General features: G+C 47.7%; 19 protein-coding genes. 13 read left to right on the top strand and 6 right to left on the bottom strand.

The window, feature by feature from the left end:
* The first annotated feature begins 3 nt into the window (after positions 1-3).
* A complete protein-coding gene (locus JNUCC31_RS26380) occupies positions 4-1,098 on the top strand; it encodes a GerAB/ArcD/ProY family transporter (RefSeq protein WP_192266070.1) in 1,095 nt (364 codons plus the stop codon).
* A 105-nt stretch (positions 1,099-1,203) separates the two neighbouring features.
* Here JNUCC31_RS26380 and catA read toward each other — a convergent pair whose 3' ends face one another.
* Complete coding sequence (catA, locus tag JNUCC31_RS26385; protein ID WP_192266072.1) at positions 1,204-1,854, bottom strand: type A chloramphenicol O-acetyltransferase; 651 nt, start codon at positions 1,852-1,854, stop codon at positions 1,204-1,206.
* A 255-nt stretch (positions 1,855-2,109) separates the two neighbouring features.
* On the opposite strand from catA, the gene JNUCC31_RS26390 reads away from it, so the two are divergent.
* The 8 genes from JNUCC31_RS26390 (at position 2,110) to JNUCC31_RS26425 (ending at position 14,792) form a co-directional block, all read left to right on the top strand.
* On the top strand, positions 2,110-2,670 hold the full coding sequence (locus tag JNUCC31_RS26390) for a flavin reductase family protein (RefSeq protein WP_192266074.1): 561 nt from the start codon (positions 2,110-2,112) through the stop codon (positions 2,668-2,670).
* Between the two features lie 506 nt (positions 2,671-3,176).
* The gene (locus JNUCC31_RS26395; RefSeq protein WP_192266076.1) at positions 3,177-5,276 is read left to right on the top strand and encodes an acyltransferase family protein; all 2,100 of its coding nucleotides are present in this window, start codon (positions 3,177-3,179) and stop codon (positions 5,274-5,276) included.
* Positions 5,277-5,467: 191 nt separating this feature from the next.
* Positions 5,468-6,784 (top strand): extracellular solute-binding protein, encoded by a 1,317-nt coding sequence (locus JNUCC31_RS26400; protein WP_192266078.1) that lies wholly within the window; start codon positions 5,468-5,470, stop codon positions 6,782-6,784.
* 162 nt (positions 6,785-6,946) lie between these two features.
* Positions 6,947-7,825 (top strand): carbohydrate ABC transporter permease, encoded by an 879-nt coding sequence (locus JNUCC31_RS26405; protein ID WP_062322023.1) that lies wholly within the window; start codon positions 6,947-6,949, stop codon positions 7,823-7,825.
* 39 nt (positions 7,826-7,864) lie between these two features.
* Positions 7,865-8,719 (top strand): carbohydrate ABC transporter permease, encoded by an 855-nt coding sequence (locus JNUCC31_RS26410; RefSeq protein WP_062322288.1) that lies wholly within the window; start codon positions 7,865-7,867, stop codon positions 8,717-8,719.
* 30 nt (positions 8,720-8,749) lie between these two features.
* Positions 8,750-10,555, top strand: a complete 1,806-nt coding sequence (locus JNUCC31_RS26415) for a cache domain-containing sensor histidine kinase (RefSeq protein WP_192266083.1) — start codon at positions 8,750-8,752, stop codon at positions 10,553-10,555.
* Positions 10,552-12,129 carry a helix-turn-helix domain-containing protein gene (locus JNUCC31_RS26420; protein WP_192266085.1) on the top strand — a complete coding sequence of 526 codons (1,578 nt, stop codon included), beginning with the start codon at positions 10,552-10,554 and terminating at the stop codon, positions 12,127-12,129. The genes JNUCC31_RS26415 and JNUCC31_RS26420 overlap by 4 nt, the downstream gene beginning before the upstream one ends.
* Positions 12,130-12,215: 86 nt before the next feature.
* Complete coding sequence (locus JNUCC31_RS26425) at positions 12,216-14,792, top strand: beta-mannosidase (RefSeq protein WP_192266088.1); 2,577 nt, start codon at positions 12,216-12,218, stop codon at positions 14,790-14,792.
* Positions 14,793-14,900: 108 nt separating this feature from the next.
* On the opposite strand, the gene JNUCC31_RS26430 is transcribed toward JNUCC31_RS26425, so the two are convergent.
* Together JNUCC31_RS26430 and JNUCC31_RS26435 are read right to left on the bottom strand one after the other, a co-directional pair.
* Positions 14,901-16,007, bottom strand: a complete 1,107-nt coding sequence (locus tag JNUCC31_RS26430) for an FAD-dependent monooxygenase (RefSeq protein WP_192266091.1) — start codon at positions 16,005-16,007, stop codon at positions 14,901-14,903.
* 254 nt (positions 16,008-16,261) lie between these two features.
* Positions 16,262-16,786 (bottom strand): NAD(P)H-dependent oxidoreductase, encoded by a 525-nt coding sequence (locus JNUCC31_RS26435; RefSeq protein ID WP_192266093.1) that lies wholly within the window; start codon positions 16,784-16,786, stop codon positions 16,262-16,264.
* Between the two features lie 189 nt (positions 16,787-16,975).
* On the opposite strand from JNUCC31_RS26435, the gene JNUCC31_RS26440 reads away from it, so the two are divergent.
* The gene (locus tag JNUCC31_RS26440) at positions 16,976-17,458 is read left to right on the top strand and encodes a MarR family winged helix-turn-helix transcriptional regulator (protein ID WP_192266095.1); all 483 of its coding nucleotides are present in this window, start codon (positions 16,976-16,978) and stop codon (positions 17,456-17,458) included.
* An 84-nt stretch (positions 17,459-17,542) separates the two neighbouring features.
* Here the strand turns inward: JNUCC31_RS26440 and JNUCC31_RS26445 are convergent, their stop codons facing one another.
* The gene (locus JNUCC31_RS26445) at positions 17,543-17,842 is read right to left on the bottom strand and encodes a hypothetical protein (protein WP_192266097.1); all 300 of its coding nucleotides are present in this window, start codon (positions 17,840-17,842) and stop codon (positions 17,543-17,545) included.
* Positions 17,843-18,061: 219 nt separating this feature from the next.
* Here JNUCC31_RS26445 and JNUCC31_RS26450 point away from each other — a divergent pair, with 219 nt between their 5' ends.
* From JNUCC31_RS26450 to JNUCC31_RS26460, 3 genes are all read left to right on the top strand, one after another.
* Positions 18,062-20,086 carry a Na+/H+ antiporter gene (locus JNUCC31_RS26450; RefSeq protein WP_192266099.1) on the top strand — a complete coding sequence of 675 codons (2,025 nt, stop codon included), beginning with the start codon at positions 18,062-18,064 and terminating at the stop codon, positions 20,084-20,086.
* A 140-nt stretch (positions 20,087-20,226) separates the two neighbouring features.
* Positions 20,227-21,165: an aldo/keto reductase gene (locus JNUCC31_RS26455; RefSeq protein ID WP_192266101.1), complete on the top strand. Its 939-nt coding sequence runs from the start codon at positions 20,227-20,229 to the stop codon at positions 21,163-21,165.
* Between the two features lie 67 nt (positions 21,166-21,232).
* The gene (locus tag JNUCC31_RS26460) at positions 21,233-22,009 is read left to right on the top strand and encodes a polysaccharide deacetylase family protein (protein ID WP_192266103.1); all 777 of its coding nucleotides are present in this window, start codon (positions 21,233-21,235) and stop codon (positions 22,007-22,009) included.
* Positions 22,010-22,106: 97 nt separating this feature from the next.
* Here JNUCC31_RS26460 and JNUCC31_RS26465 read toward each other — a convergent pair whose 3' ends face one another.
* Both JNUCC31_RS26465 and JNUCC31_RS26470 read right to left on the bottom strand, forming a co-directional pair.
* Positions 22,107-23,657, bottom strand: coding sequence for a DHA2 family efflux MFS transporter permease subunit (locus tag JNUCC31_RS26465; RefSeq protein ID WP_192266105.1), 1,551 nt, complete (start codon positions 23,655-23,657; stop codon positions 22,107-22,109).
* Positions 23,658-23,665: 8 nt separating this feature from the next.
* Entirely contained in the window at positions 23,666-24,301 is a 636-nt protein-coding gene (locus tag JNUCC31_RS26470) for an HlyD family efflux transporter periplasmic adaptor subunit (protein ID WP_192266107.1), read from the bottom strand.
* Positions 24,302-24,420: the final 119 nt, after the last annotated feature.

Consider the following 24,420-nt stretch of genomic DNA (forward strand, 5'->3'; position numbering starts at 1 on the left):
CTGATGATAGAGAAAGGTAAGATTTCCGCGGCGCAGCTAGGTCTTCTTTTTTATTCGATAGTGGCCTACGACGGAATCCTGTATATTCCGAAAATAACGGGAAAGGAAGCTGGGCACGATTTGTGGTTATCACCGATCTGGGCTCATCTGCTCGGTTTGCTATTTATACTAGCGATGCTTCGGCTCAGCAGTATGTTTCCGAAGGAAACCATCATTCAGTACAGCGAGCGGCTGCTTGGACCTTGGCTGGGCAAAGTCGTGGGGGTTGTAGTCATACTATATGGTATTAATCTGACGTCTGTTGTATTAAGGGAATTTGGTGACTTTATTTCGGCCGTCTTTTTACGAAAAACACCACCCTTTATCGCCATTGGGGGGATTGTCTTACTTGTAACCTACGCCGTTAGAGGAGGTCTGGAGGTTTTAGGACGGCTAGCACAATTGTTCCTGCCGCTAACTTTCTTGGTGTTCGGACTGCTGATCATCTTGTCAATTCCGGAATGGGAAGTAAATAATATCTTGCCAATTATGGGCAAAGGGATCGTACCTTCCCTTAAGGGGGCCATTACTCCTTTGAGTTGGTTCGCCGGATATATAATGCTCGGACTTTATTTTCCGTTCGTATCGAACCAGAGAAAAACGACAGCGTATGCAATATTAACCTGGTTTGGGATTATGGTTACATTGTCTGTCTCTGGACTCATATCCGTTTTTCTCTTTGGCAAGCATGTCAGCACATTGAATTATCCATTTATTGAGGTCGTTCGATATATAGGGTTTGGTAAATTTATCCAGCATGTCGATGCTCTACTGCTGATCGTTTGGCTCCCCGGCACGTTCATCCAGTTAACCTCCTATCTGTACACGGCATCGCTGGGGGCGAGTCAGTTGCTTGGACTCACACAATATCGCCAGCTTGTGTTTCCAATAGGTTTGATTACACTGGTGATGAGTATGTGGCGAACTTCCGGCATTGACAAATTCGAAACCTATTTGGGAACAAGCCAAGTCATATTTGATTTCTTCTACATCGCTCTGGGGCTTCTTCTTTTCCTAGCGGCATTGATTCGAAAGCGAGTAAAGCGGATGTTACGTTAATCGACCAAACTGAAAGATCAAAAGGCATTCCGTGACTTCAAAATGAAGCCGGAAATGCCTTTTTGTGCATAAGCTAATGGGATGGTTTAACAAACTATGTTGAATTTAACAACACCATTCATGACAGCGATCAGCCAGTGACTGTAACTCATTAAACATTACACCGGCATGGTAGCCGTCGCACACGGCGTGGTGTAATTGGACGGATAAGGGAAGCCCTATTTTATTGTCTTGCTGTACATATTTTCCCATAGTGAAAATGGGTAACAAATAGGTACCTTCATTGTAAATATTCAGATTAAACCCAGTAAAGTTCACCCAGGGAATACTGGAAACAGGAAAAGTATTGGGCGGTTCATTGGATTTGGCGACAAACTGCTTATTGTTTTTGTATTGATCCATATCCGCCAGATAACGATTGTGGAACACCTGGAAATTTCTATGATATTCCGTCCACAATGTTGAGAATGTCTTCTCATCCTCATGAAAAATGGTGTAGCTGGGGGACATGCTGTCCCAATAACCCACAATGCCTTCGGCATCCAAACAGGTGCGGAATTCCCTGTGTGTGTTGACCACGGTAGTGATCATGTGAATAAGAGCAGGATACAGCTTCATCCCTTTAAGCTTAAGTTCAGCGTGCAGTAGGGTGATATCAAGGTTTGCCGTCATACTGTAAGTGCATCTGACCCGATTCAAATAATGTTCAAAATAAGGCGTTCTATCCCACTGATTTAACACAATTGGATTAAACATAAGTTTATTACCTCCTAAATGAGAGTAGTTCTTCGTTTAGGAGGCTTGTTTGACTGATTTGACCATATCCTATCACAATCCCGGCGCAGTATTTGTAAATCTGATTCCTGTACTAGTATAACATAAGGATGTACAGGGCTGTTATTTGCATTCCGTGAATGGCTCCTATATGAAGCATGAAAAAAACTTTTTCAACCTGTTCCTTTACTGTATAATTATGGATGAGACTAAACGGAAAATGGAGAGGTGGATTCAATGCGGAAACCGATAGATGAACCGTTATTTTATTCGTATCCTGGAATGGTGGCGGTGGTCACATCCCGTCATGAGGGGGTGCAAAATGTAATGGCCTCAGGCTGGCATACCTATATTGGCTCGTCTCCCGGGATATACGGCATATCGCTGCGAAAGGAGACGTATTCTTACCATTTGATCGAGCAGAGCAAGGCGTTTGGGGTCCATTTTCTACCGGGCCATCGATCCGAGTGGATACAGGCAGCAGGTACATACAGTGGAAGAGATACGGATAAATTTTCAAAGTTCGGCATTATATATGAGGATGGGATCAAGGTAGATGTACCCATACTGACCGATGCTTATTTTGCTTATGAGTGCAAGGTGATGGACATAACAACGTACGGAGATCATGAATGGATCGCGGGCGAAGTGATGCAGCGGTATCAGGACCCCGATTATTTCTTGGAAAATGGGATGGTGGATTTGCACAAATTGCAGATTCCCATGTACATCGGACGTTCCGCTTATCGAATACTTGATGCTGGCGCGGAAGAGAAAACACATCCATTTTACTTCTAGAGTCCTAGGCACCAAGAAGCAATTATGAGCAAGACTTTCAATCCCACAAGAGATAGGTTTATAATGGTTATTGGCTGCTGAGCAAGTCGGCAGCCTTTTGCAATTGGTCGAAGCGCACATTTTCAGAATCCAAAGAGATCTGTTTATAAACAAAATGAGGCTAGGTAATATTAGCCATTCCATGAAAAATGCTGTATTTCACGACCAAATTAGAGTATGATTTTACAGCTGTATATGCTTGGAAGGAAAGGTTACATCGGTTCATGTGATTGTAACTATTATTGTAATTTGTGAAGATCCTTTCGGGCGTATAATGCTAAACGGGAGATCTAGAAAATATAAAGAACATCGTAAACAACAATATGTTTTAGAAATACGTCTTCTTTATGTTGTAAATGAATGATGGAAGGTGCAATACGTATGTCAATGACAACCAGAACCACAAGGAGTTATCAAACGCCCCGGACACCAATGATGTCTACCTACCGTAACAAGGAGGGGCATGCATGTCACAATCATTGAAAAGCAAGCGGCATATGAACGGACTGGATGGCTTGCGAGCCATCGCTGTGCTTGCAGTAATAGGGTATCATTTGAATTTGAGTTTTATCCCGGGCGGTCTGCTCGGTGTAGGCATTTTCTTTGTTCTCTCAGGTTATTTGATCACAGACATCCTCTTGACACAATGGCAGGAGCAAGGCCGGATATCGCTGGGTGATTTCTGGATTCGAAGAGTTAGGCGCCTGTTACCCGGGATGCTCACCATGACTGCAGCGGTAATGATCTGGCTGTTATGCACGGACCCTTCCCGGCTCGCTGCTCTGCGCGGTGACATTGTCTCGGGCGTATTATACATAAGTAATTGGTGGTACATCTTTCATCACGTTTCCTATTTCGAAAGTTTCGGCCCGCCTTCACCCTTTGGACATTTCTGGTCGCTGGCGGTGGAAGAACAATTCTATATCGTATGGCCTCTTTTACTGGTTGCGGCCATCCTTTTGTTCAAACGAAAGGGATGGCTGGTCGTTTTTATTGTCGTGGCAGCCGAATTGTCAGCAGGGGCAATGGCCATCATGTATAATCCGGATCTGGACCCGAGCCGTGTTTATTATGGAACAGACACAAGAGCATTTGCTCTCCTGGCAGGTGCTGCACTGGCCGTGGTATGGCCGAGTCGCAAGCTGTCGTCGTCCCTTGCCAGCGTCCATCGGAACGTTCTGGACCTATCAGGGGTAGCTGCGCTGACTCTGTTAATCTACATGATGCTGAATAGCAGTGAGTATGATCCTTCATTATATCAAGGAGGAATGGTGCTTCAGGCCATAGCGACGACATTGCTCGTAGCTGTATTGGCCCATCCTTCATCCTTACTTGCGCGATTCATTGGCGCTAAGCCAATGCGCTGGATCGGTGAACGGTCCTATGGATTATACTTGTGGCACTATCCTGTCATTATTCTAACAAGTCCAGCGGTAGACACGGGCGGAGCACATCCTGTTCGAATGGTTTTGCAGGTTGCAGCAACGGTTGCGCTTGCCTCCTTGTCACTTAGATATATTGAAAATCCAATTCGTTATAACGGATTCCGTGCTTCCTGGTCCCGATTATGGGGAAGAGGAAAAGCAACGGGTATCCGTAATGTATGGTGGAAGCGAGCCGGATTACTGATGAGCATTCTGCTGATGTCATTTACCGTGTCACAGATGATGATCACTTCTGCGGCGAACTCCGATTCCCATTCGGTATCGATGTCTACCGCCCTGAATGGAGACCATTCCGTTGTGGAGGAAAGAGGGCAGGATGTTCTCCCGGCAGCAGTGAATACGCCGGTTTCCGTCAACAAACCTGAACCGCAGAAAAACGATAAACCTGCGGAGAATGCTGGAGATTCATCAGGCAAAGGGGAGCAGCAACCAACGAAGCCCGATAAAACTCCAGAGCCAGAAGAACCGAAATCAGGCGAGGAGAAAGGGAACGCCCCTGACGACTCGAACAACACAGCGGGTCAAGCCAAAGGTACCAACGATCAACGTGATCCAACTGATAATTCGGATGGGAGCAGTAACCAACAACCCGAAGATCCTGTCAATACGTCTGAATCGTCCAAAGACGAAGGGGAAACAGCCCCTCCATCCAAAGACGGAAAGGTTCATTACACAGTCATTGGAGACTCGGTTATTCTGGACGCGAAACCTTATCTCGAACAAAATATATCGGGAGTTTATGTGGACGGTCACATCGGACGTCAGATGTGGGAGGCTGCCGATGTTCTGAATGGTCTGGAGAGAAACAACCAATTGGGCAGCCGGGTTGTGCTGGAGCTGGGAACGAACGGTTCATTTAATTCGAAAAGCCTGAATTCCGTACTGGATAATTTGAAGGATGAAAAACATGTGTATTTGGTTACCGTACGGGTACCTCGTCCGTGGGAAAGAGCAGTCAATAAAGCGTTGAATGAAGCATCTTCCGACTACAGTAACGTTTCACTGATTGATTGGCACAGTGCAAGCGAGGGACATGACGAATATTTTGAAAAAGATGGTGTACATCTAACCACGGAAGGTTCAGAAGCTTTTGCAGCACTCGTGAAAGAAAGTTTGGAATAATTCAGCACTTATCTATTCATTTATCGGGGAGCTCTCATCGTGAGGGCTCTTTTTATATGGAAGTAAAGATGGCTTAATCAACTAAGGTATCCGATATTTTTCACCCCTGCATCCGTGGATCGTCACCTTACAGAATGTTAGCGTTACCATTTACAATAAGTGTAATCAAATCACCAAGGGGGATTCAAGTGATGTGGAAAAAATGGCTTTCGGGAATAATGGCTATGGCGTTGTTTTCCATCGTTCTGGCTGGTTGCGGCGGCGGTGACAGCTCAGAAGGTAGCGGCAGCAAGGATAAAGTAACCGTCACACTCTGGCACAATTGGACCGGGCAGGATGCCAAAGCGGTAGCGATGCGTAAAATTATTGATGACTTCCGTGCGTCACATCCGGATATCGAAGTCGTGGATGAAGGTCTGCCTACAGATGGCCTCAAAACCAGACTCCGGACCGTGGCGGCGGCTAATGAAATGCCGGATTTGTTTGTTATGTGGCCGGATGCGATGACCAAGGAATTTGTAAAAGGGGATCTGCTGCAGCCGATCAATGCCGAGTTGGACGCAAAGCCGGAGTGGAAGGACAATTTTATACCTAACGCGCTGGACGGATATACCGTGGACGGGAATATCTACTCTGTGCCGATGAATCTGGCACCAAGTTCCTTCATCTATTACAACGAGGCGCTGTTCAAACAGTATAACGTGAAAGTGCCTGAGACATGGGCCGAGCTGGAACAGGCGATTGCTACGTTCAATGAAAACAAGGTCATACCAATGGCGCTGGGCAACAAGGCGAATTGGGTAGCTCAATCGACCATCTTCAGTACGCTGGCTGATCGGATTACGGGTACAGACTGGTTTCTGAAAGCAGCAGCACAGGATGGCGCGAGCTTCACCGATCCGCAGTTTGTTGAAGCACTGAACAAAATGCAGGAACTTGGCAACAGCAAGGCATTCCAGGACGGATTCAACAGTATCGACGAGACTCAAATGATGCAGCTGTACTTCCAGGGCAAAGCGGCCATGGTCATGAACGGTGGGTGGGCGCTGGCGAACCTGGTGAATAACGCACCTGAAGATGTGTTGAAAAACACGCACATTACAATTCTTCCCCCAGTGGATGGAGGTCAGGGTGAGCCGAGAACAACATCCGGTGTTGTAGGAACCGGGCTGGGTGTGAGCAAAAAGCTGGAAGGCGCCCAAAAGGATGCAGCCATGGAGCTGTTCTACGCCTTGGCAGGACCTGATGGTCAGAAGGCCACACTGGACAGCAGTACGCTGGTCAGTTACAAGATCGATCTGGACAAATCCAAGGCACATCCATTGTTCGTTGAATTGTACGATCTGATGCAGGAAGTGAAAATTAATCCGGTTTACGATTCCAAGCTGGGATCGGCAACGGTTGAAGTCATTAATAACGGATTGCAGGAGCTGCTCATGGGCGGGAAAGCCGAAGATATTGCGGCTAAAATTCAGGCTGCTCAGGCGAACGCGGTTGGTAATGAATAATCGATAGATAGGCCATGGATTGAATCATGAAAGTGAGTAGACCAATAACTATGATCGATGAGGATTGATTTGTTCGTGCCCCTTCCCGGCAGGGGAGGGGTTTTCATTTACAAGAATGGAGTGCACAGGTTGGAAAGGCATTTATGAAGGGAAGTGAGCAGAATGAACGCACTGCGCAGTCGGCGTTTTATTATGCTGGGGCTTGCCCCGGCAGTCATTATTTATGCGTTGTTTGTATTTGTGCCAGTTGTGTGGTCAGCGTATTATGGCTTCTTCAACTGGTCCGGTATCGGAGAATCGAAATATATTGGTCTGGATAACTATGTGGAAATATGGCATGATCCCGTATTTTGGCGGGCACTGAAAAATAACGTTATTTTTGTTCTCGCGTCGGTATTTGGACAAATTCCGTTGGCGCTGATGCTCGCGGTCATTTTACACAAAAGCAATCCATTACAGCGCTTCCTGCGCTCAGCCGTATTTCTGCCGATGGTATTGTCCACGGTCGTCATTGGCATGATCTGGCAATATATCTATCATCCGCAGATCGGGATACTGAACTTCCTGCTGGACGCACTCGGGCTGGAGAGTTGGAAGCTGCAATGGCTGTCCGATGACAAAATCGCGATTTTCTCGCTGGTGCCGCCGCTGCTCTGGAGCTTTGTCGGCTTGTATCTGATTATCTTCATCTCGGCACTGCAAAACATTCCAGGCGAGATTCATGATGCCGCCAAGATTGACGGTGCATCGGGACTTCGCAAGCTGGTATCCATTTCTTTGCCCATGATTTGGGGAACGGTGCAGGTGGCAATCATTCTGTGCATCTCGGGCAGTCTGAAGTCCTTCGACCTGGTGTACATCATGACCAAAGGTGGACCGGCTCATGCAACGGAGCTGCTTGCTACGTATATGTATAATTCAACCTTTACCACGTACCGTTATGGCTTCGGTAGTGCCATCTCAACGACCATCGTGCTGATTTCCCTGCTGCTTATTGGAACAAGCCAGTGGGTAACCAGTCGCAAACGAAAAGAGAACTAAAGGAGAGGGGGAACTGTAATGAATGTGACACCGGTATCAATGCCATCGCCTGGACGTACGACAGGTTATTCGGCTCACCGCTTGCGCAGCGGAATTGTTTGGACGCTGCTGACGGTCTATGGTATTTTAACATTGTATCCGTTTTACTGGCTTGTGATCAGTGCGTTCAAGACGAATGAAGATTTCTACAGCAGGCCCTTTGGTCTCCCGGAGAAATGGAACTTCGAGAACTTCAGCAATGCCTGGGAAAGTTCCAGGTTGGGCACGGCATTTGGCAATTCACTGATTGTGTCCGTTGGTTCACTTATTTTGACGCTGTTTATCGCAGCACTTTCTTCATTTATATTGGCACGCTTCCAATTTCGCTGGAAAGGGCTGATCATGACCTTTTTTGTTGTGGGCATGCTGATTCCCATTCATAGTACGCTCGTTCCATTGTTCATTCTGATGAAACAGATGTCCCTGCTAAATACGTATTGGGCGCTGATCCTGCCGTATACGGCGTTTGCATTGCCAACCGCAATTTTTGTGCTTACTGCCTATTTGACAAGTGTACCGCGTGACATTGAAGAGGCTGCATTTATCGATGGAACAGGTCTTTGGGGATTGTTCACCCGCATCATGCTTCCGATGTCAGTTCCTGCCTTGTCAACGGTCACGATTCTGAGTTTCCTGCATGCGTGGAATGACTTTTCATTTGCACTCGTGTTTATTAACAAAACCGGATTGAAAACGTTACCGCTGGCTATTGCGAACTTTGCTGACGGTTATCAGACGGATTACGGATTGACGCTTGCCGCCATGACGCTGTCGGTGATTCCGACCATTATTCTGTACCTTGTATTCCAGGAGCAGGTCATGAAAGGCATGACAGCGGGAGCTGTCAAAGGTTAAACGAACGCGCATCCAGAGGAGGGAAAAGGTTTGGGACGCTGGCTCACATCTTCATTGCAGAGGAAGCTCTCGGTTGTTGTGACGGCTTCCATGATTGTGCCGCTGCTGGTGCTGGGTCTGTTCGCCTTCCTGATCTCTTCCCGCATCACAGAACAAAAAACCAAGTTGTCTGGCATGGATACGCTAAAGCAAGTAGAAGCGAATCTTCGTTACATGCTTCAGGACGCAGAGAACCTGTCGATTTTCCTGATCGGGGAACGGGATATCCAGCAGTATCTGAGCCGTAATGAGGACCATGAGCTGGACCGTGTCGATATCCTGGGCAGGATGACCAATCTGGCTGCCTCCAAAAAATATATTGCCAACATTGCAATCTATCCGGACCGTTTCGATGCAACACTGACTACGGCTACATGGTATGAATCATCCAATGTAGCTTATCCTCCTGCTCCACATGGAGATGCGGTCAAAGCGTGGACAGGTGTCTATCCGGTTCAGAATTATGCGGGTATCCAAAATGTAATCACATTGGTTCGGCCCATTCGCAGTATCCATGACTATCGGCCGATTGGATGGCTGGCGATCAGCCTGGATGAAAAGGCGATCTCCAAAGACTGGGCCGCGCTGGGGCTGGGCAGAGGAGAAGGGCGGCTTGAGCTGATTGGACCAACTGGAGAGATTTTGTCTTCCATGGACAAATCCCGTCTTGGAAAGTCACTGGATCAGATTGAACCGGGTGTACAGACGCTGATTCAGCAAGGGGGTAGCGGAACGACCACATATGGCAGCGGAGAGGATAAACGTACTTTGCTCTATTACCCGGAACAGCTGACAGGGTGGACGTTAACCGGAACAGTACCTTATGACCAATACAAGTCGGAAAATGGCTATATCCTTATTCTCACTGCGGTTGCTGTTACCATGTCTGCTGCGATCAGTGCCGGGCTTGTCTGGTTTACCGTACGCCGTGTGACAAGACCGCTCCGGGTACTGACCCGACATCTGTCCCGGATCGATCCGGATCGGCCGCTGCCTTTGTTCCGGGCCGAAAGTGATGATGAGATTGGACGGCTAGGAGAGAGTTATAATCTGCTCGGCGCACATATCGAAAGCCTGAAGGAAGAGGTTATACGCGGGGAGGCTCGCAAGAAGGAAGCTGATCTTAGAGCCCTACAGGCGCAGATCAATCCTCATTTCCTGTATAACACCCTTTCGTCCATCCACTGGATTGCCTTGATGTCGGAAGAGAAAAAAATTGCAGATATGGTCGAGGGCTTGAGTGATTTCCTGCGTATCAGTTTGAATCAGGGTAAGGAATACTGCCCAGTAGGACAAGAGATTGCTCATATTCGTCACTATGTCCGCGTGCAATCCATCCGTTTTCCCGACAAGTTCGCTGTGCATTATATTGTTGATCCGGCACTTGAACAGCGGATGATGCTGAAATTGCTGCTCCAGCCGCTTGTAGAGAATGCGATGATTCATGGCATTCAGCCGAAAGAAGGCATGGGAACGATTACGATTATGATCCGCCAGGACGAGGAACGGCTGAATGTGCTGGTCCTGGATGACGGTGCGGGCATGGAGCCGGACAGGCTGGATCAGATTAGACGTAGTCTTGTGCCATCAGATGAGCAAGAGCAGCATCATTCAAACCGCCTTTGGACGGAAAAGGAGCCAATACAGCAAGTTTCCCAAGGTGGTTACGGACTCCGCAATGTGAACGAGAGACTACTGCTTCATTATGGAGCTGAGGCACAGCTTGAAGTGGACAGCCGGGTCGGTGGTGGAACCCGGATTTCATTTTCCATTCCAATCCTGGAGGAATCGCCATGAGATTACTGATTGTTGACGATGAAGTGATTATCCGCACAGGGCTCGCCAGTGTAATCACCTGGCATGAACTGGGGATTGAGATTCTCCCGCCAGCAGCATCGGCAGAAGAGGCGTTAACACGCATGGCTGATGAGAGGCCGCATATTCTAATGACGGATATTCGGATGACGGGCAGGACGGGGCTTGAACTGGCAGAGGAAGGGCTGAAGTTACTGCCGGAACTAGAGGTTATTATTTTATCGGGATACGATGACTTCTCTTACGCTCAGCAGGCAATTCGGCAAGGTGTGACGGATTACCTGCTCAAGACGAGCAAGCCGGAGGAAATTATCAAGACAGTGCTTCAGGCCAAACAACGGATTACCGAACGATGGGCTGAAAAATCAAGAGAAGGACAGCTGCTTCGTGAGAACAGACAGCGTCTGTTCACTGAATGGATCATTAATGGAGACGTTGAATCCGGCCCATGTCCTGTATTTCTCCAACAGGGGATGAATGTACAATCGGATTGTTATTCTGGCAAAGAGCAGATACAGAGGCAAGTTCTGATCTTGAAAGCGGCAGGCTGGAGTCGTTCATCGGCTGCATTACTCAACTTTGCCGTGCAAAATATGCTGGAAGATGTTCTGCCAGGTGCAATTGCTCACATGCAGAAGAACCGGATCATCTGTGTAGTACAGTTACCGCTGAACAAGCAGGAATTCCAATTTACGCTGGGCATTGCATTAAACCGGATTGAGCAGCTGTTGAAATGTACACTGCGTGCAGCAGTAGGCCTACCCTGCCGGGAGATCGATCATCTGCATGAGAGCTACCGGACAGCTTCAATGGCGTACCGTTACCATGGGCTGCTCGAAGACAAGATATGGAAATATGAAGACGTCATGCACCGTAAGGGCGGCAAAACGGTTCTTCATCACGAGGAAGAAACCACCTTGGGGACCATATTACTGGATAACGACTCGATTATGCTCACCACATGGATACAAGAACTGATAGCCGAGCTGATGCTGGACCCGGAAGTTACACCAGAGTCCTTCGATGCCTGTTTGCATTCCGTGGTCAATGCTGGACAGCGCTGGCTGATTCGTACGATGCGTGCCATCGGTAGAGAAGATCTGGAACGGTTCGAACCGTGGATGCCAGACCCGGATGCAGTGGTTGGTGAGCTTCGGGACCTGCTATTTCATCATTTATATGGTCTGATGTATGCATACCATAGTCAAATGGGGCAGGGGCGGACTACGCATGTACAGAAGGCGATTGCTTATATGGAATCCGGCTTGGCACAGGATATTAGCCTGCAACATGTCGCAGGTCAGGTTCATCTGCATCCGGGACATCTCAGTGAGCTGTTTAAGAAAGAAACAGGTGTCACTTTTGGTGATTTTGTAACAGAGATGCGAATTCGGCGGGCGATGGACATGTTAGTGGTATCTCCAGCGAAAGTAAGTGAAGTCGCTGCCATCAGCGGTTATGAGGACGTTAAGTATTTTAGCAGACTGTTCAAAAAACACACAGGCAAGACTCCGAGTGAATACCGTGAGGAGGCATTGTCGTACAAGCCTTCCTGAAGTTAAACGTGGACAAAATACGAATGAAGTCATGTAGTTATGCAAACGTTTTCGTTAACTAAAGGATCTGGGGAGCGAGGCAAAGGATGAAGATGAATAGTTCAAATCAGGAATTATCAGGACAGTGGAAGATTCAACATTTCGAGGTAGGAGAGAAGCGGGCCATGGATGTTGCAGCGGCTGCGCTGGACGATCGATTCTGGATCGGAGCAGAGGTGCCAGGGGATGTGCACTCCGCGTTGGTGGAACGCAGCATTATTGATCCGCCCTACTACGGGCATAACGATGCCAAGAGCCGTTGGATCGAACAGAAGGAATGGTGGTATCGCACCAGTTTCAATCTGGTGAAGGTTGGGGAGACGGAGGAGTCCTTCGAGTTGGTCTTCGACGGGCTGGATACGTTCGCCACCGTTTATGTAAACGGGCATGAAGTTGGGAAAACGGCCAATATGCTCATGTCCCACATTTTTGATGTCACGACACTCGTTCGTCATGGCTGGAATGTTATTGCTGTGAAGTTGGATCCCCTTTATCTGCATCACCAGGACAAGGAGACGTTCGATTGGTCTTCGTATACGAAGGAACGGCCATGGTTGCGCAAAGCAGCGATGAATTTTGGCTGGGACTGGGGTCCGCGGATGGTTACCGTAGGAATCTGGGGCGGGGTGCGGCTGGAGAGACGAACGATCGCGAAACTGGAAAACGTATTTGCCCGTACTGAATCAGCCAGCAAACAGCAGGCGGTTGTCCATGTCACTGCTGACGTGAAGTCCGTATTGTCTTTCCGCAGCAGACAGAAACGTGAAAAAGCTGTAGCAATGTCATGTGATATACGGTTACTGGATGCGGCTGGACAGGAAGTAGCACGGACTGCCGATATTGTTGTGAAAGATGGTCTCGCAGATACAACACTGGAATTGGATTCACCGCAATTATGGTGGACGCATGACCTGGGTGAACCTTACTTGTACAGGCTGGAAGTTACGCTATATGCGGATGGGGTGGAAGTAGACCGCTACAATGAGTCCTTTGGGGTACGCACCATTGAGCTGGCCCTTCATAATGAACAGGGTGAGGATGCCTTTACGTTTATCCTGAACGGAATTCGTGTATATGCCAAAGGAGCTAACTGGATTCCGGCCGACCATTTGATTGGTGCAATCCCTGCCTCCCGGTATCGTGAACTTGTCGAGTTGGCCGTGGAAGGACATATGAATATGCTGCGTGTCTGGGCAGGAGGCATATATGAGAAGGATGTCTTCTACGATGAATGTGATCGGCAAGGCGTACTGGTATGGCAGGACTTTGCTTTTGCCAACGCCTTATTCCCGGACTTCAATCGTGACTTTATGAACAATGTACGGGATGAAGTTGAAAATAATGTCCTGCGCCTGCGCAACCGTGCTTCGCTTGCACTCTGGTGTGGCAATAACGAAATTGACTGGCTCTATGACATGAAGTCTGCCAGTGGAGATATCACCAGCCCATTCTATGGGGAATTGATCTACCATGATCTGATCCCGGAAGTGTTGGAGCGTCTGGATTCGTCGCGTCCATACTGGCCGTCTTCACCGTTCGGAGACAGCAACGGCAAGGATGCCAACGACCCGGATGTAGGTGACCGGCATAATTGGCAGGTATGGCATGGTTCGGTCTATCCGCGAAAACACGGCGAGCCGCCACTGCTGGATTACAGTATTCAAGGAGTGACATTCAAAAATTACAAAAAGGACAATGCCCTGTTTAGCAGCGAATTCGGCATGCATGCCTCGGCCAACCGTTACACGTTGGAGAAAAATATGCCCGCAGGACAGTTCTATTGGGGAAGCCCCGAAATGGCCTATCGGAATAAGGATACCAATCATCAGAAAGGCATTCTCCTGATGGAAGGATATACGGGTATTCCGCAAAATGTTGAAGAGTATATGAATTTTTCCATGCTGACACAGGCGGAAGGATTACGATATGGCATTGAGCATTTCCGGCGGATCAATCATCGCAATAGTGGAGCACTCGTGTGGCAGCTCAATGACAGCTGGCCTGGCACAAGTTGGTCCATGATTGACTATGAGCTGCTGCCGAAAGCGTCTTTTTATTACGGGAAAATATTCTTTCATCCCATTCTGTTGTCGTTGGAACATGAACCGGGTGAACCGCTTAGACTATGGGTTGTGAATGATACACGGGAGAATCTGAACGGTGAGCTTCATCTCAATGTCTATGATTTGAATGGGGAGAAAGTGTATTGCAGTTTGCATCATGTGGAGACAGGTGCACAATCCTCCGCTCGTATTGCAGAGCTGAGCGAAGTGGAAGTATTGGGAGGCAGATCAGCAGAAGAAGTGATGGTTGAATTGGTAGCTGAAGGTTTCACAGCACCACTCAATCGATATTTCTTACGTGATCCGAAGGATGTTAAGCTGCCTCAATCCCAGCTCAGTGTGCACGTGAACGAAGAAGAGCAGTCCGTATCGGTCACCGCCATTGGAGCAATTGCCAGGTTGGTGAAGCTCGAACTGCCCTATGGACGCGTTCGTTTCAGTGATAATTATTTCGATCTGCTCCCTGGGGAGAGCCGTACGGTACAGCTGCGTCATCCCGACAAGCAGTCTTTACCTATGACAGAGCTACGGGTAAGCGCCATGAATGGCAGTGAAAGCTGATTCTGTTTCGTATTTGTTATCCGTCAATAAAAAGAAAACAGCCGATTGTTCCCAATAGGGAGTCATCGGCTGTTTGTTGGTAAACGCTGTACGTGAATACAAGCTCCGTTATTGAAAAGATTCGTACCGCTGCTGAAATGAAGACTCCATTTCGAGTTGACGGGCCAGCTGTTGTTTTACTTTTTCTCCACGGACGGCTTGCAGCTTCTGCAATTGTTCTGTGGACTTGAATTGATCAACTGACATGGCAATAAGCAATTCGGAGAGCACATCAGCATCTTCCAGTGCTGCGTTTAATCCAAATGCGCCCGTCGGAGTCATCGTATGTGCAGCATCGCCGATCAGTACTACATTGTCCTGCGCCCACGATTCGGCGAAACTGCTCTCTACGGATAACAAAACAAAATCACTCCAGGTCCGGATATGTTCGGCAACCGAATCAGCGAGACAGGGGAAGGCTGCCACAAGTTTTTGCACAAACGGAGCGAAAGGCTGTTCGCGCAACTTGGTGAATGCCCCTTGCGGTATGTTCCATCCGATCTGCACATATCCTCCGAATTGGGAGAATAACGCCAGCTGCTGACCATCCATGCTGGCCATTCGAACAGCGGGTTCCCAGCCTGCCGGAGCAGGAATTCGAGCCCATAACAGGTCGTATCCATGTTTACGGATATCGGGGGTTAGACCCGCTTGTCTGCGTACAGCTGAATATCTGCCATCTGCACCAACAATAACAGCTGCTTCAATGGAAGCAGGCCTTCCTTCCTGCCGAATGTTGATGCCAACCGTCTTGTTTGCTTTATTGTGCAACAGTCCAGTCATCACGGTATTGAAAAGAATATGTTCGTTCTCCAGTGTCCGCGATTGTGACACTATGACTTCCAGCAGATGATCCTGCGGTACATGAATGCCTACATGCGATTGCTGCTCATCTGGGGTAATCGTGTGGATAATCTGACCATTCTCCCAGTACTGAATCTGCTCCAGAGGCAGAACACCTCGCTTCGCAACCAAAGAATATAATCCGTGCTTCTTCAATAAATCCTCGCCATCCTGATTAAGTACTTCCCCGCGAAATGACTTGAGCAGATGCGGCTGGCGCTCGATCAGAATGGTCGATATTCCCTGCCGGTTCAGCAGAAATGAAAGCAGCGCTCCACCTGGCCCGGCTCCCACAATACAAACGTCAGTTTTCAAGTGTGTGTTCTGATTCATGTGTAAAATTCCCTTGCAATATAATGGATTCGAAATCGTATTACTTTATAATAACAAATTAATAAAAATCATTAAGTAACTAAAAGTAACTTTAATGATATACGTTATTATAAACAAACGAATTAACATATTGCAATAGATGGTTTTAAATTCCCCATTTGGAGAAAGTTCAAGCCTGCGTACCCCTCTTCTTTTGCAGAATGAGCGCAGGCTTGATATAAAGTGTGGTTTTGTCAAAAAGAATCGTTTGAATTCTATGTGATCAGTCGGTTGGTTATACGCGCCACTCGCTCTCCCAGAGCTTTACCCAAGGCAGTACCCTGCTCACTCAGCAGATCATCACTATCAACGGGACAAGTCACACCAACACCATAATAGGAGCCATATAAGGCATTATCTGCAAAGTTACCGGGCAATCCAGTGATAATCATGCCCTGATGAAGCATGGGTGTCAGCAAATGAATCAGAGTTGATTCCAGTCCCCCATGCTCTGTGGCGATGGTGCAGAATACTGCACCAACTTTGTCTACCAGCTTGCCTTCCGCCCAAAGGTAGCCCAGCTTGTCGATCCACTTTTTCAAACCGGAGCTGATGGATCCAAAATGACCCGGACAACCCCAGATGATGGCGTCCATCTCCACCAGCTTGTAAATGTCGGCTTCTTCTGTGGAATGCAGATGAATGGTTGCGCCGTGTACACTGGCAGCGCCTGCCGCAATCGACTCGGCAAGTGCGCGGGTATGTCCGCCCTCACTATCGAAAACAATATAGATGTTCACTGCTTGATCCCTCCCTGAGTGGTTATCTGTTCATGCTATTAGCTAGCTTGTCACATGAAACCCTAAAATAAGCATGAGGTTTACAGACAAGTAAAGGGTTTTGGGTAACAAGCGCATTTTTCACAAACAAAATAGTGCAAATATGTTACAATATAAGGTAGGTTATGACCAAAGGCAGGAGGAACGTTTATGAGCCCGGATACGGAGCGAAACTCTCAATTGGCAAATGTCGATCAATTGTTGGAGGCCTTCTTTAGATATAAAAATAAAGTATTGGATCAGCAGCAGAAGAATGAAACAAACTGCAAACTGAATCCGACGAAAAGTCATATATTGGGCATGATTTTACGTGAAGAACGCTGTATGGCTGTTGATGTGGCAAGACAACTCAGTTTATCTTCAGGAGCAACCACAATTGTGCTAAATCAACTGGAGAGCGAAGGTCTGATCCAGCGGGTGCGCAGTGAAGAGGATCGAAGAATTGTATGGCTGTCCTTAACGGAAGATGGGGAGAAGCTTGCAAAAACATTGATTAACAATCGCGGTCGGATGACGTGGGAGCTTTTGCAGGCGCTTACGGAGGAAGAACAGCTTCAGATGTTTGGCATGCTCAAAAAGATTGAGTTGAAACTGCTGGAGAAAATGAAAGCATTGGAGCAAACACATCGTTAAATGATGTCATATTGGAGAGGCGCCAGCCTTTAAGATTTCATTCCCACTGAGGGACATGAACCTTGAAGGTTGGCGCTTTTTTAATCAAAGATGGAATCGCTGAATATGCTCGGTCAGACCTTCCTGTATCAAAATTTCCTTCTGTTTCTCGCCAAGCAGATCAAAATGAGGAAAAGGCTGACGCCGATGAATGTAACGTGGGTTCAACTCATGTTCCCTGCACCAGTCTTCAAGCCGTCTCAGATCAGCACAGCCTACTTTGGTCACACTGGTAATGCCGGGAAAACGGTTGTCAATCCAGAAATGAGTGAGATAGGCAAGCTCACCGCGAGATACACGATCTTTCCACTCGGCTAACTCCTGCCGTTTAATTCCAAATGCCATAGACACCAAGTTCCTTTCCAAACGAGTATTGTCCTGAGCATATTGTAACATCTTATATACAGAAAGAATCAATCAGAAATCTTCAACGATAGCTGATATTCCTTATATCTTCATTGAGAATTTGATATGACAACATTTTTATAACCAACCTCGGTTTATGTTAAAATAAGGGTACACACATTGCATCTACCACTACATAAAGCGGAAGGGATTGTCATCATGGAACTGTTTATTGCCGTACTTGTTTTGTTGGTACTGATCGGTTTATCGAATATTTTGAACCGGTTCGTGCCATTTATCCCCGTTCCGCTGATTCAAATTGTACTTGGTGTGGCAATTGCACTGCTGCCTGCTGGTGTTCATTTGCCACTGAATCCGGAATTGTTTTTTGTCCTCTTTATCGCGCCATTGCTATACAACGATGGCAAACGAACGCCAAGACACGAGTTGTGGAATCTTCGGGCACCAATCCTGTTGCTGGCGCTCGGGCTTGTGTTTGTTACTGTAGTGGTGGCTGGGTACGCAATCCATTGGCTTATTCCAACCATTCCGCTGCCTGCGGCTTTTGCACTTGCGGCCATTCTGTCTCCAACAGACGCTGTAGCCGTTGGTGCCATGGCTGGTCGAGTTCATTTGCCCAAAAGCATACATAGGCTGCTGGAAGGCGAAGCATTAATGAACGATGCCTCCGGTCTGGTTGCGTTCAAATTTGCGATTGCCGCAACGGTTACGGGTGTATTTTCCCTGGCACAGGCTTCATTCAGCTTCCTTCTTATCGCCATTGGCGGGTTGTTGATTGGTGCTTTGTTATCGTTCCTGCTGATTCGACTCGGCGTCTGGATTCGGCGTCTGGGTATGGAAGATGTCACCATTCATATGCTGCTGCAAATCTTGACGCCGTTCGTCATTTATCTGGTAAGTGAAGAGATCGGTGTTTCGGGTATCCTGGCTGTCGTTGCAGGCGGTATCATTCACGCGATAGAGCGTGACCGCACGGAATCGGTACAACTGAAGATGCAGGTGGTGTCTGCCAGCACCTGGTCTGTCATTTTATTTATTTTGAATGGATTGGTCTTTGTCATTCTGGGGGTACAGATCCCGGATGTGCTTAGTACCATTTTCGAAAATGTTTCATTTGATAACTTGCAAGTGCTCGGCTATGTGGGCCTAATTTCAGTGTTATTGCTGGTGCTTCGTTTTGTCTGGATCTATCTGTTCTGGCAAGGGAATGAACATTTCCTCAAGAAATCATCGATTGGAAAGCCCAGGTTGAAAGAAATCATGATCATTACGTTGTCAGGTGTGAGAGGTGCTGTAACACTGGCCGGGGCATTCTCCATTCCTTATATCCTCCAGGACGGGTCGCCTTTTCCCGAGCGGGACCTCATTATTTTCCTGGCAGCTGGCGTGATTCTGTTCACCCTGATCGCTGCAAGTGTGTTTCTTCCGATACTGGCCAAAAATGATGGGAAAGTGGAGGAGGGCACACCTCTAACCACAGAGCGGAAAGCGCAGGACATTATGCTTAATGCCGCCATTCGTGCAGTCAAGTCGGAGATGAATGATGAGAACAAAGCAGCTGCACTTGCGGTCGTTTCGGATCTCTCGAAATACATCAGACAAGCTGCTGGTGAACTAAGTGCCGGTAAGCGCAAAGACATTTTGAAACAGGAAACAGCCATTAACCTCATTGGTACACGAGCTGAACGCAAGGAAATCGAGAACATGATGGATGAAAATATCATTGCGTCCGAAGCCGCCTTTAGATGCAACAGCTGGCTGGATCGTAAAGAAATGATGCTTGCGAATCGTACCAACACCCAGATGATGTTTTCACTTAGTGAAATTGGGCGAATGCTTGGACATGTGTTTACGCATCGCTCTCGGAAGCCGGATCAGCCATTTATGATTGAGAATGCCGATCTGTTCCGTCAAGTGAAGCTCCGTACCTCTGAAGCGGCGATCAAGGCGATCCGTGCTCATATGAACGATAGTAACCGGATCGTAGCACTGTCGGTCATCTCCAAATATGAACGGGTTATTGCCAAATTACGAACTTGGAACCAGGGGAAAACCGAAGATCCATTTGATCAGGAGAAGCTGGAATTGCAAATGGTGGCGATTCAGGAACAGCGCAATACCATACAGCAGCTATACGAAAATGGTGAAATCAACCGGGATGTAGCCGCAAAGCTCCGTCGATTTATTAATGATGTGGAAGCCACTGCGCTGAAAAACACTTAATCCGATAAATCCGATATTTTAAATAAGCATAAGTCTTTGATATACTATTTAAGTTACCAAGAAAGTTGTGTAAGTTGGCTCTAGTGTTGATCTTAAGAAGTTCAATTTATCATAAGCTCATAAAAGGAGATGGATGAGACATGGCAGAACAACGTACTCGCTTGGGCAAAACCGACCTGATTGTTAACCCGATTGGGTTGGGGGCAAATGCAGTAGGAGGACATAACATCTATCCGAATATGTTGAACGATGAGACAGGTAAGGAAGTCGTTCGCACTGCTTTGAAGCAGGGTATGAACTTTGTGGATACTGCGTTCATTTATGGGCCTGAACATTCAGAACGATTAATTGGCGAAGTGCTGAAAGAAACAGGTCAGCGCCAAAACACCATCATTGCAACGAAAGCTGCGCATAAATTTGTAGATGGGAACGTCGTGATGGATAACTCATCTGCTTTCCTCAAAACATCTGTAGATGAGGCATTGAAACGTCTACAGACAGATTACATCGACCTGTTCTACATTCATTTCCCGGATGAACGTACTCCGAAGGATGAGGCTGTAGGTACACTGAAACGTTTGAAAGACGAAGGTAAAATCCGTGCGATCGGAGTATCCAATTTTTCCATAGATCAGTTGCGTGAGGCGAATCGTGATGGAGATGTGGATGTACTGCAGTCTGAATACAATTTGTTCAAAAGAGAAGCGGAGAAAGAATTGCTGCCCTATACGGCAGAGCATAACATTTCTTTTGTGCCTTATTTCCCTCTGGCGGCAGGTCTGCTCGGCGGCAAGTATAACCGTGATACTACATTCCAGGATGGACGTGCAAAGAACCCGCTGTTCACCGGGGAAGCCTTTATTCGGAATCTGGACAAGGTGGAGCAGCTGCGCAGCATCGCACAGTCCAAGGATGCAGAGGTCGCACATCTCGTTCTGGCCTGGTATCTGACCCAGCCTTCCATTGATGCGCTCATTCCGGGCGCCAAGAAACCGGAGCAGGTCATCAATAATCTCAAAACACTGAAAGTTGAGCTGACCGCTGAGGAAATTGCAGTCATGGATCAGATTTTTCGTTAAATAGTTCTGGTGAATCTGGAAATGCTAACAGGGAGTTTACGTTTGAAGATAAAGAGAGGACATCAACATGAACCTGAAGGCAGCCCGATTCATCGGATTGTGCACCCTGATTATTTTGCTTGGAAGCCATTCTGCCTACGCCAAACCTGTGCAGAAGAATCGACAGTATTACGAGGAACGGGGAGAGATTGTGTGGGAAGTCCCCACACATGACAAACTCATTGCCCTAACCTTTGATGATGGACCTGATCCGGTCCAGACCCCGCAGATTCTGGCTTTGCTCCAACAATATCAAGCCAAAGGCACTTTTTTTGTACTTGGCAAATGGGCGGAGAAGTTTCCTGAACTGATTAAGCAGGAGCAGCGAGAAGGGCATGAAATTGCCAATCATACGTATGGGCATATGTACGCGGTTCGATCGACCAGGGCGGATAAGTACAGCCGTGAAATGAACACAGCGGAGAAATCCATTGTGGAAGCGGGTGCGGAACGTCCCTTATTGTTCAGGCCACCAGGCGGCTATTATAATGACATGGTCATTCAGGTCGCGAAACAACAAGGATATACCATTGTGCTGTGGTCCTGGCATCAGGACACGCGTGATTGGTCTTCTCCAGGCGTATCAGCTATCGTGAACAAAGTGCTGAAGAATGCCCGTAATGGGGATATTGTTTTGTTTCATGATAAGGTGGAAGGCAGATCCCAGACAGTTACTGCGCTTAAAACGATTCTGCCGAAACTTCAGGAACAGGGATATCGTTTTGTAACCGTATCGGAACTTCTGGCTGTGAAGGCGAGAGAAGCGGCAAAAGGTAACATGTCATCACCACCGAAGCGTCCATAAAAAATGAAAACCGCAGGTCTCCAGAGAGACTTGCGGTTTTTGTTATGCCGATTAGGTCCTACCTGGAGAGTAACTGATGCAAAGAGGAATTGCAGCGTTAGCGGTCTGGTTTGACTGGGCGAGGCCGGGAACGCGCACGTCGCAGAAACAGCGACAGAAACAGGCCAATGATCGAAATCCAGGTGGCTACAATGAACGCATCATTAATGCCTTCAATCGTTGACGTCTGAACAGCGATACCATAAAGCTGCTGTAATGCGAGACTGGAACCTTGTTCTGCCGGCATTCCAGTGGCGGCAGCCATCTGTGTGCCGAGCATGCCCACCTGCTCCGTCAGCGCCGCATTGGTTGTTGTCACGGTGTTGCTGTAATCTGCCAAATGAATGCCTGCACGCGTTGCCATCACGGTGATCAGCAGGGCTGTCCCGATGGAACCTGCCACCTGTCTAACTGTATTGGACATGGCTGTGCCATGGCTGGTGAGATGAGGTGGTAACTGGTTCAGGCCCTCGGTCTGCACGGACATCATGAGCATGGACATGCCAAAGCTTCTGAATGTGTATAACATCATGATGTGGCCATAGGAAGTCTCACCCGTCAACTTGCTGAACTCATAGGTGGAAATGGCGGTAATGATCAAACCGACAATGGCAAGAGGGCGAGAGCCAATCCGGTCAAACAGGGCACCTGAGATGGGAGACATGACGCCCATTAGCAATGCACCAGGCAGCAACAGCAGACCGGATTGCAGGGGTGAGAATCCCCGTATGTTTTGCAGATATATCGGCAGCAGCAGCATCCCGCCGAAGAGTGCCATGTTTATCGTTGCACTGACAAGTGTGGAGATAGTGAAAATATCGTATTTGAACACCCGGAATTCCAGCAAAGGATTTTTCATGGCTGTCTCTCTGAGGACAAAGAAAACGATAAAAAGCACACCGATAATTAATGTCAGCAGCACCGTTGCGCTGGTCCAGCCTTTATCTCCGGCAGAGCTGAATCCATAGAGCAGAAATCCGAAACCGATGGTGGAGAATAGTGCACCATAGCCATCAAATTTCGGTGAAGTCAGCTTGGACACGTTTCTTAGCCAGATAAAGGCGAACAAGATATCGAGCAAGGCGAGCGGAATGACCATGTAGAACAGAATACGCCATGTGTAATGCTCCACAATCCAACCGGATAGGGTTGGGCCAATGGCCGGAGCGAACATCATGGCAATACCCATTGTGCCCATGGCCGTTCCTCTTTTCTCTGGAGGAAACACGGTCAGAAATACGTTCATAACGAGCGGCATAATAATACCAGCTCCACTGGCCTGAACAATTCGTCCGATAAGCATCACTGTAAACCCCGGACTGATGGCACAGATCAGCGAACCGACGGTAAACAGCAGCATGGCTGTTACAAACAATTTGCGAGTCCCATAGGACTCGATCAAGTAGGCGGTAATCGGAATAAGTACACCGTTCACCAGCAAATAAGCCGTGGACAGCCACTGCACAGTCGTAGCCGAGACGTTAAAGTCGTTCATCAGATGCGGGATGGCTACATTGAGCAAAGTCTGGTTCAAAATGGCGATAAAAGCACCAAGCAGCAAGACAGCGATGGTTTTCCCAAGGGGCAGTTGATGATTTTGATTGTCCATCAGCAGCCTTAAATATGAACGCGCACAGTAGCGCTCATGCCGGGAACGACACCCAGTCCTTTATATCCTTCTATAGTAATGATGATCGGAATGACTTGAGTGACTTTGGTGTAATTCGCATTGGTATTCGAAGTTGGCAGCAGTGAGAAGGACGATGCAGTGGCAAGTCCGATCTGGTCCACTTTACCAGTCAATGTGGTGTCAGGAAAAGCATCGACATACACATCCACGATCTGACCCGTTTTAATCTTATCAATTGCGGTCTCTTCCACATTGGCTGTTACATACAGGTTATTGAAATCATAAGCCCGTGCGAGGGGGGTTCCGGCAGATACGAGCGAATTTTCCACAGCAGTCTGCTGTACGATTGTGCCGTTAACCGGCATCGTTATAGGTGTTGATTTGCCAGCAACGGAGATGGTCCCAAGGCTATCGCCTGCATTAAAGGATGTACCAACCTTGCCTTTCCACGATCGAAGCTCGCCGCTTACAGCAGAAGCTACCGAGATAGGCTGCCCGGTTACAAGGGCATTATCGGTTTTAACATAACTGGTGGATTGGTTGTAATAGTAGATTCCAGCAGCTCCGGCACCCAGAATCACCAGAATCACGATAATATTGATCAAAATGGCACGCGAATTCATGCAGATCATTCCTCCTCAATTCGTTTTCTTTAATCTCCCCGCAATTAGTAAACACAGTCTTCTGCTGATATTCCTGTTTGGAGCATTCCCGCTACTTTGCCGCTCTATACGAATGAAGA

The sequence above is a fragment of the Paenibacillus sp. JNUCC-31 genome (genome assembly GCF_014844075.1).
Classification (GTDB): domain Bacteria; phylum Bacillota; class Bacilli; order Paenibacillales; family Paenibacillaceae; genus Paenibacillus.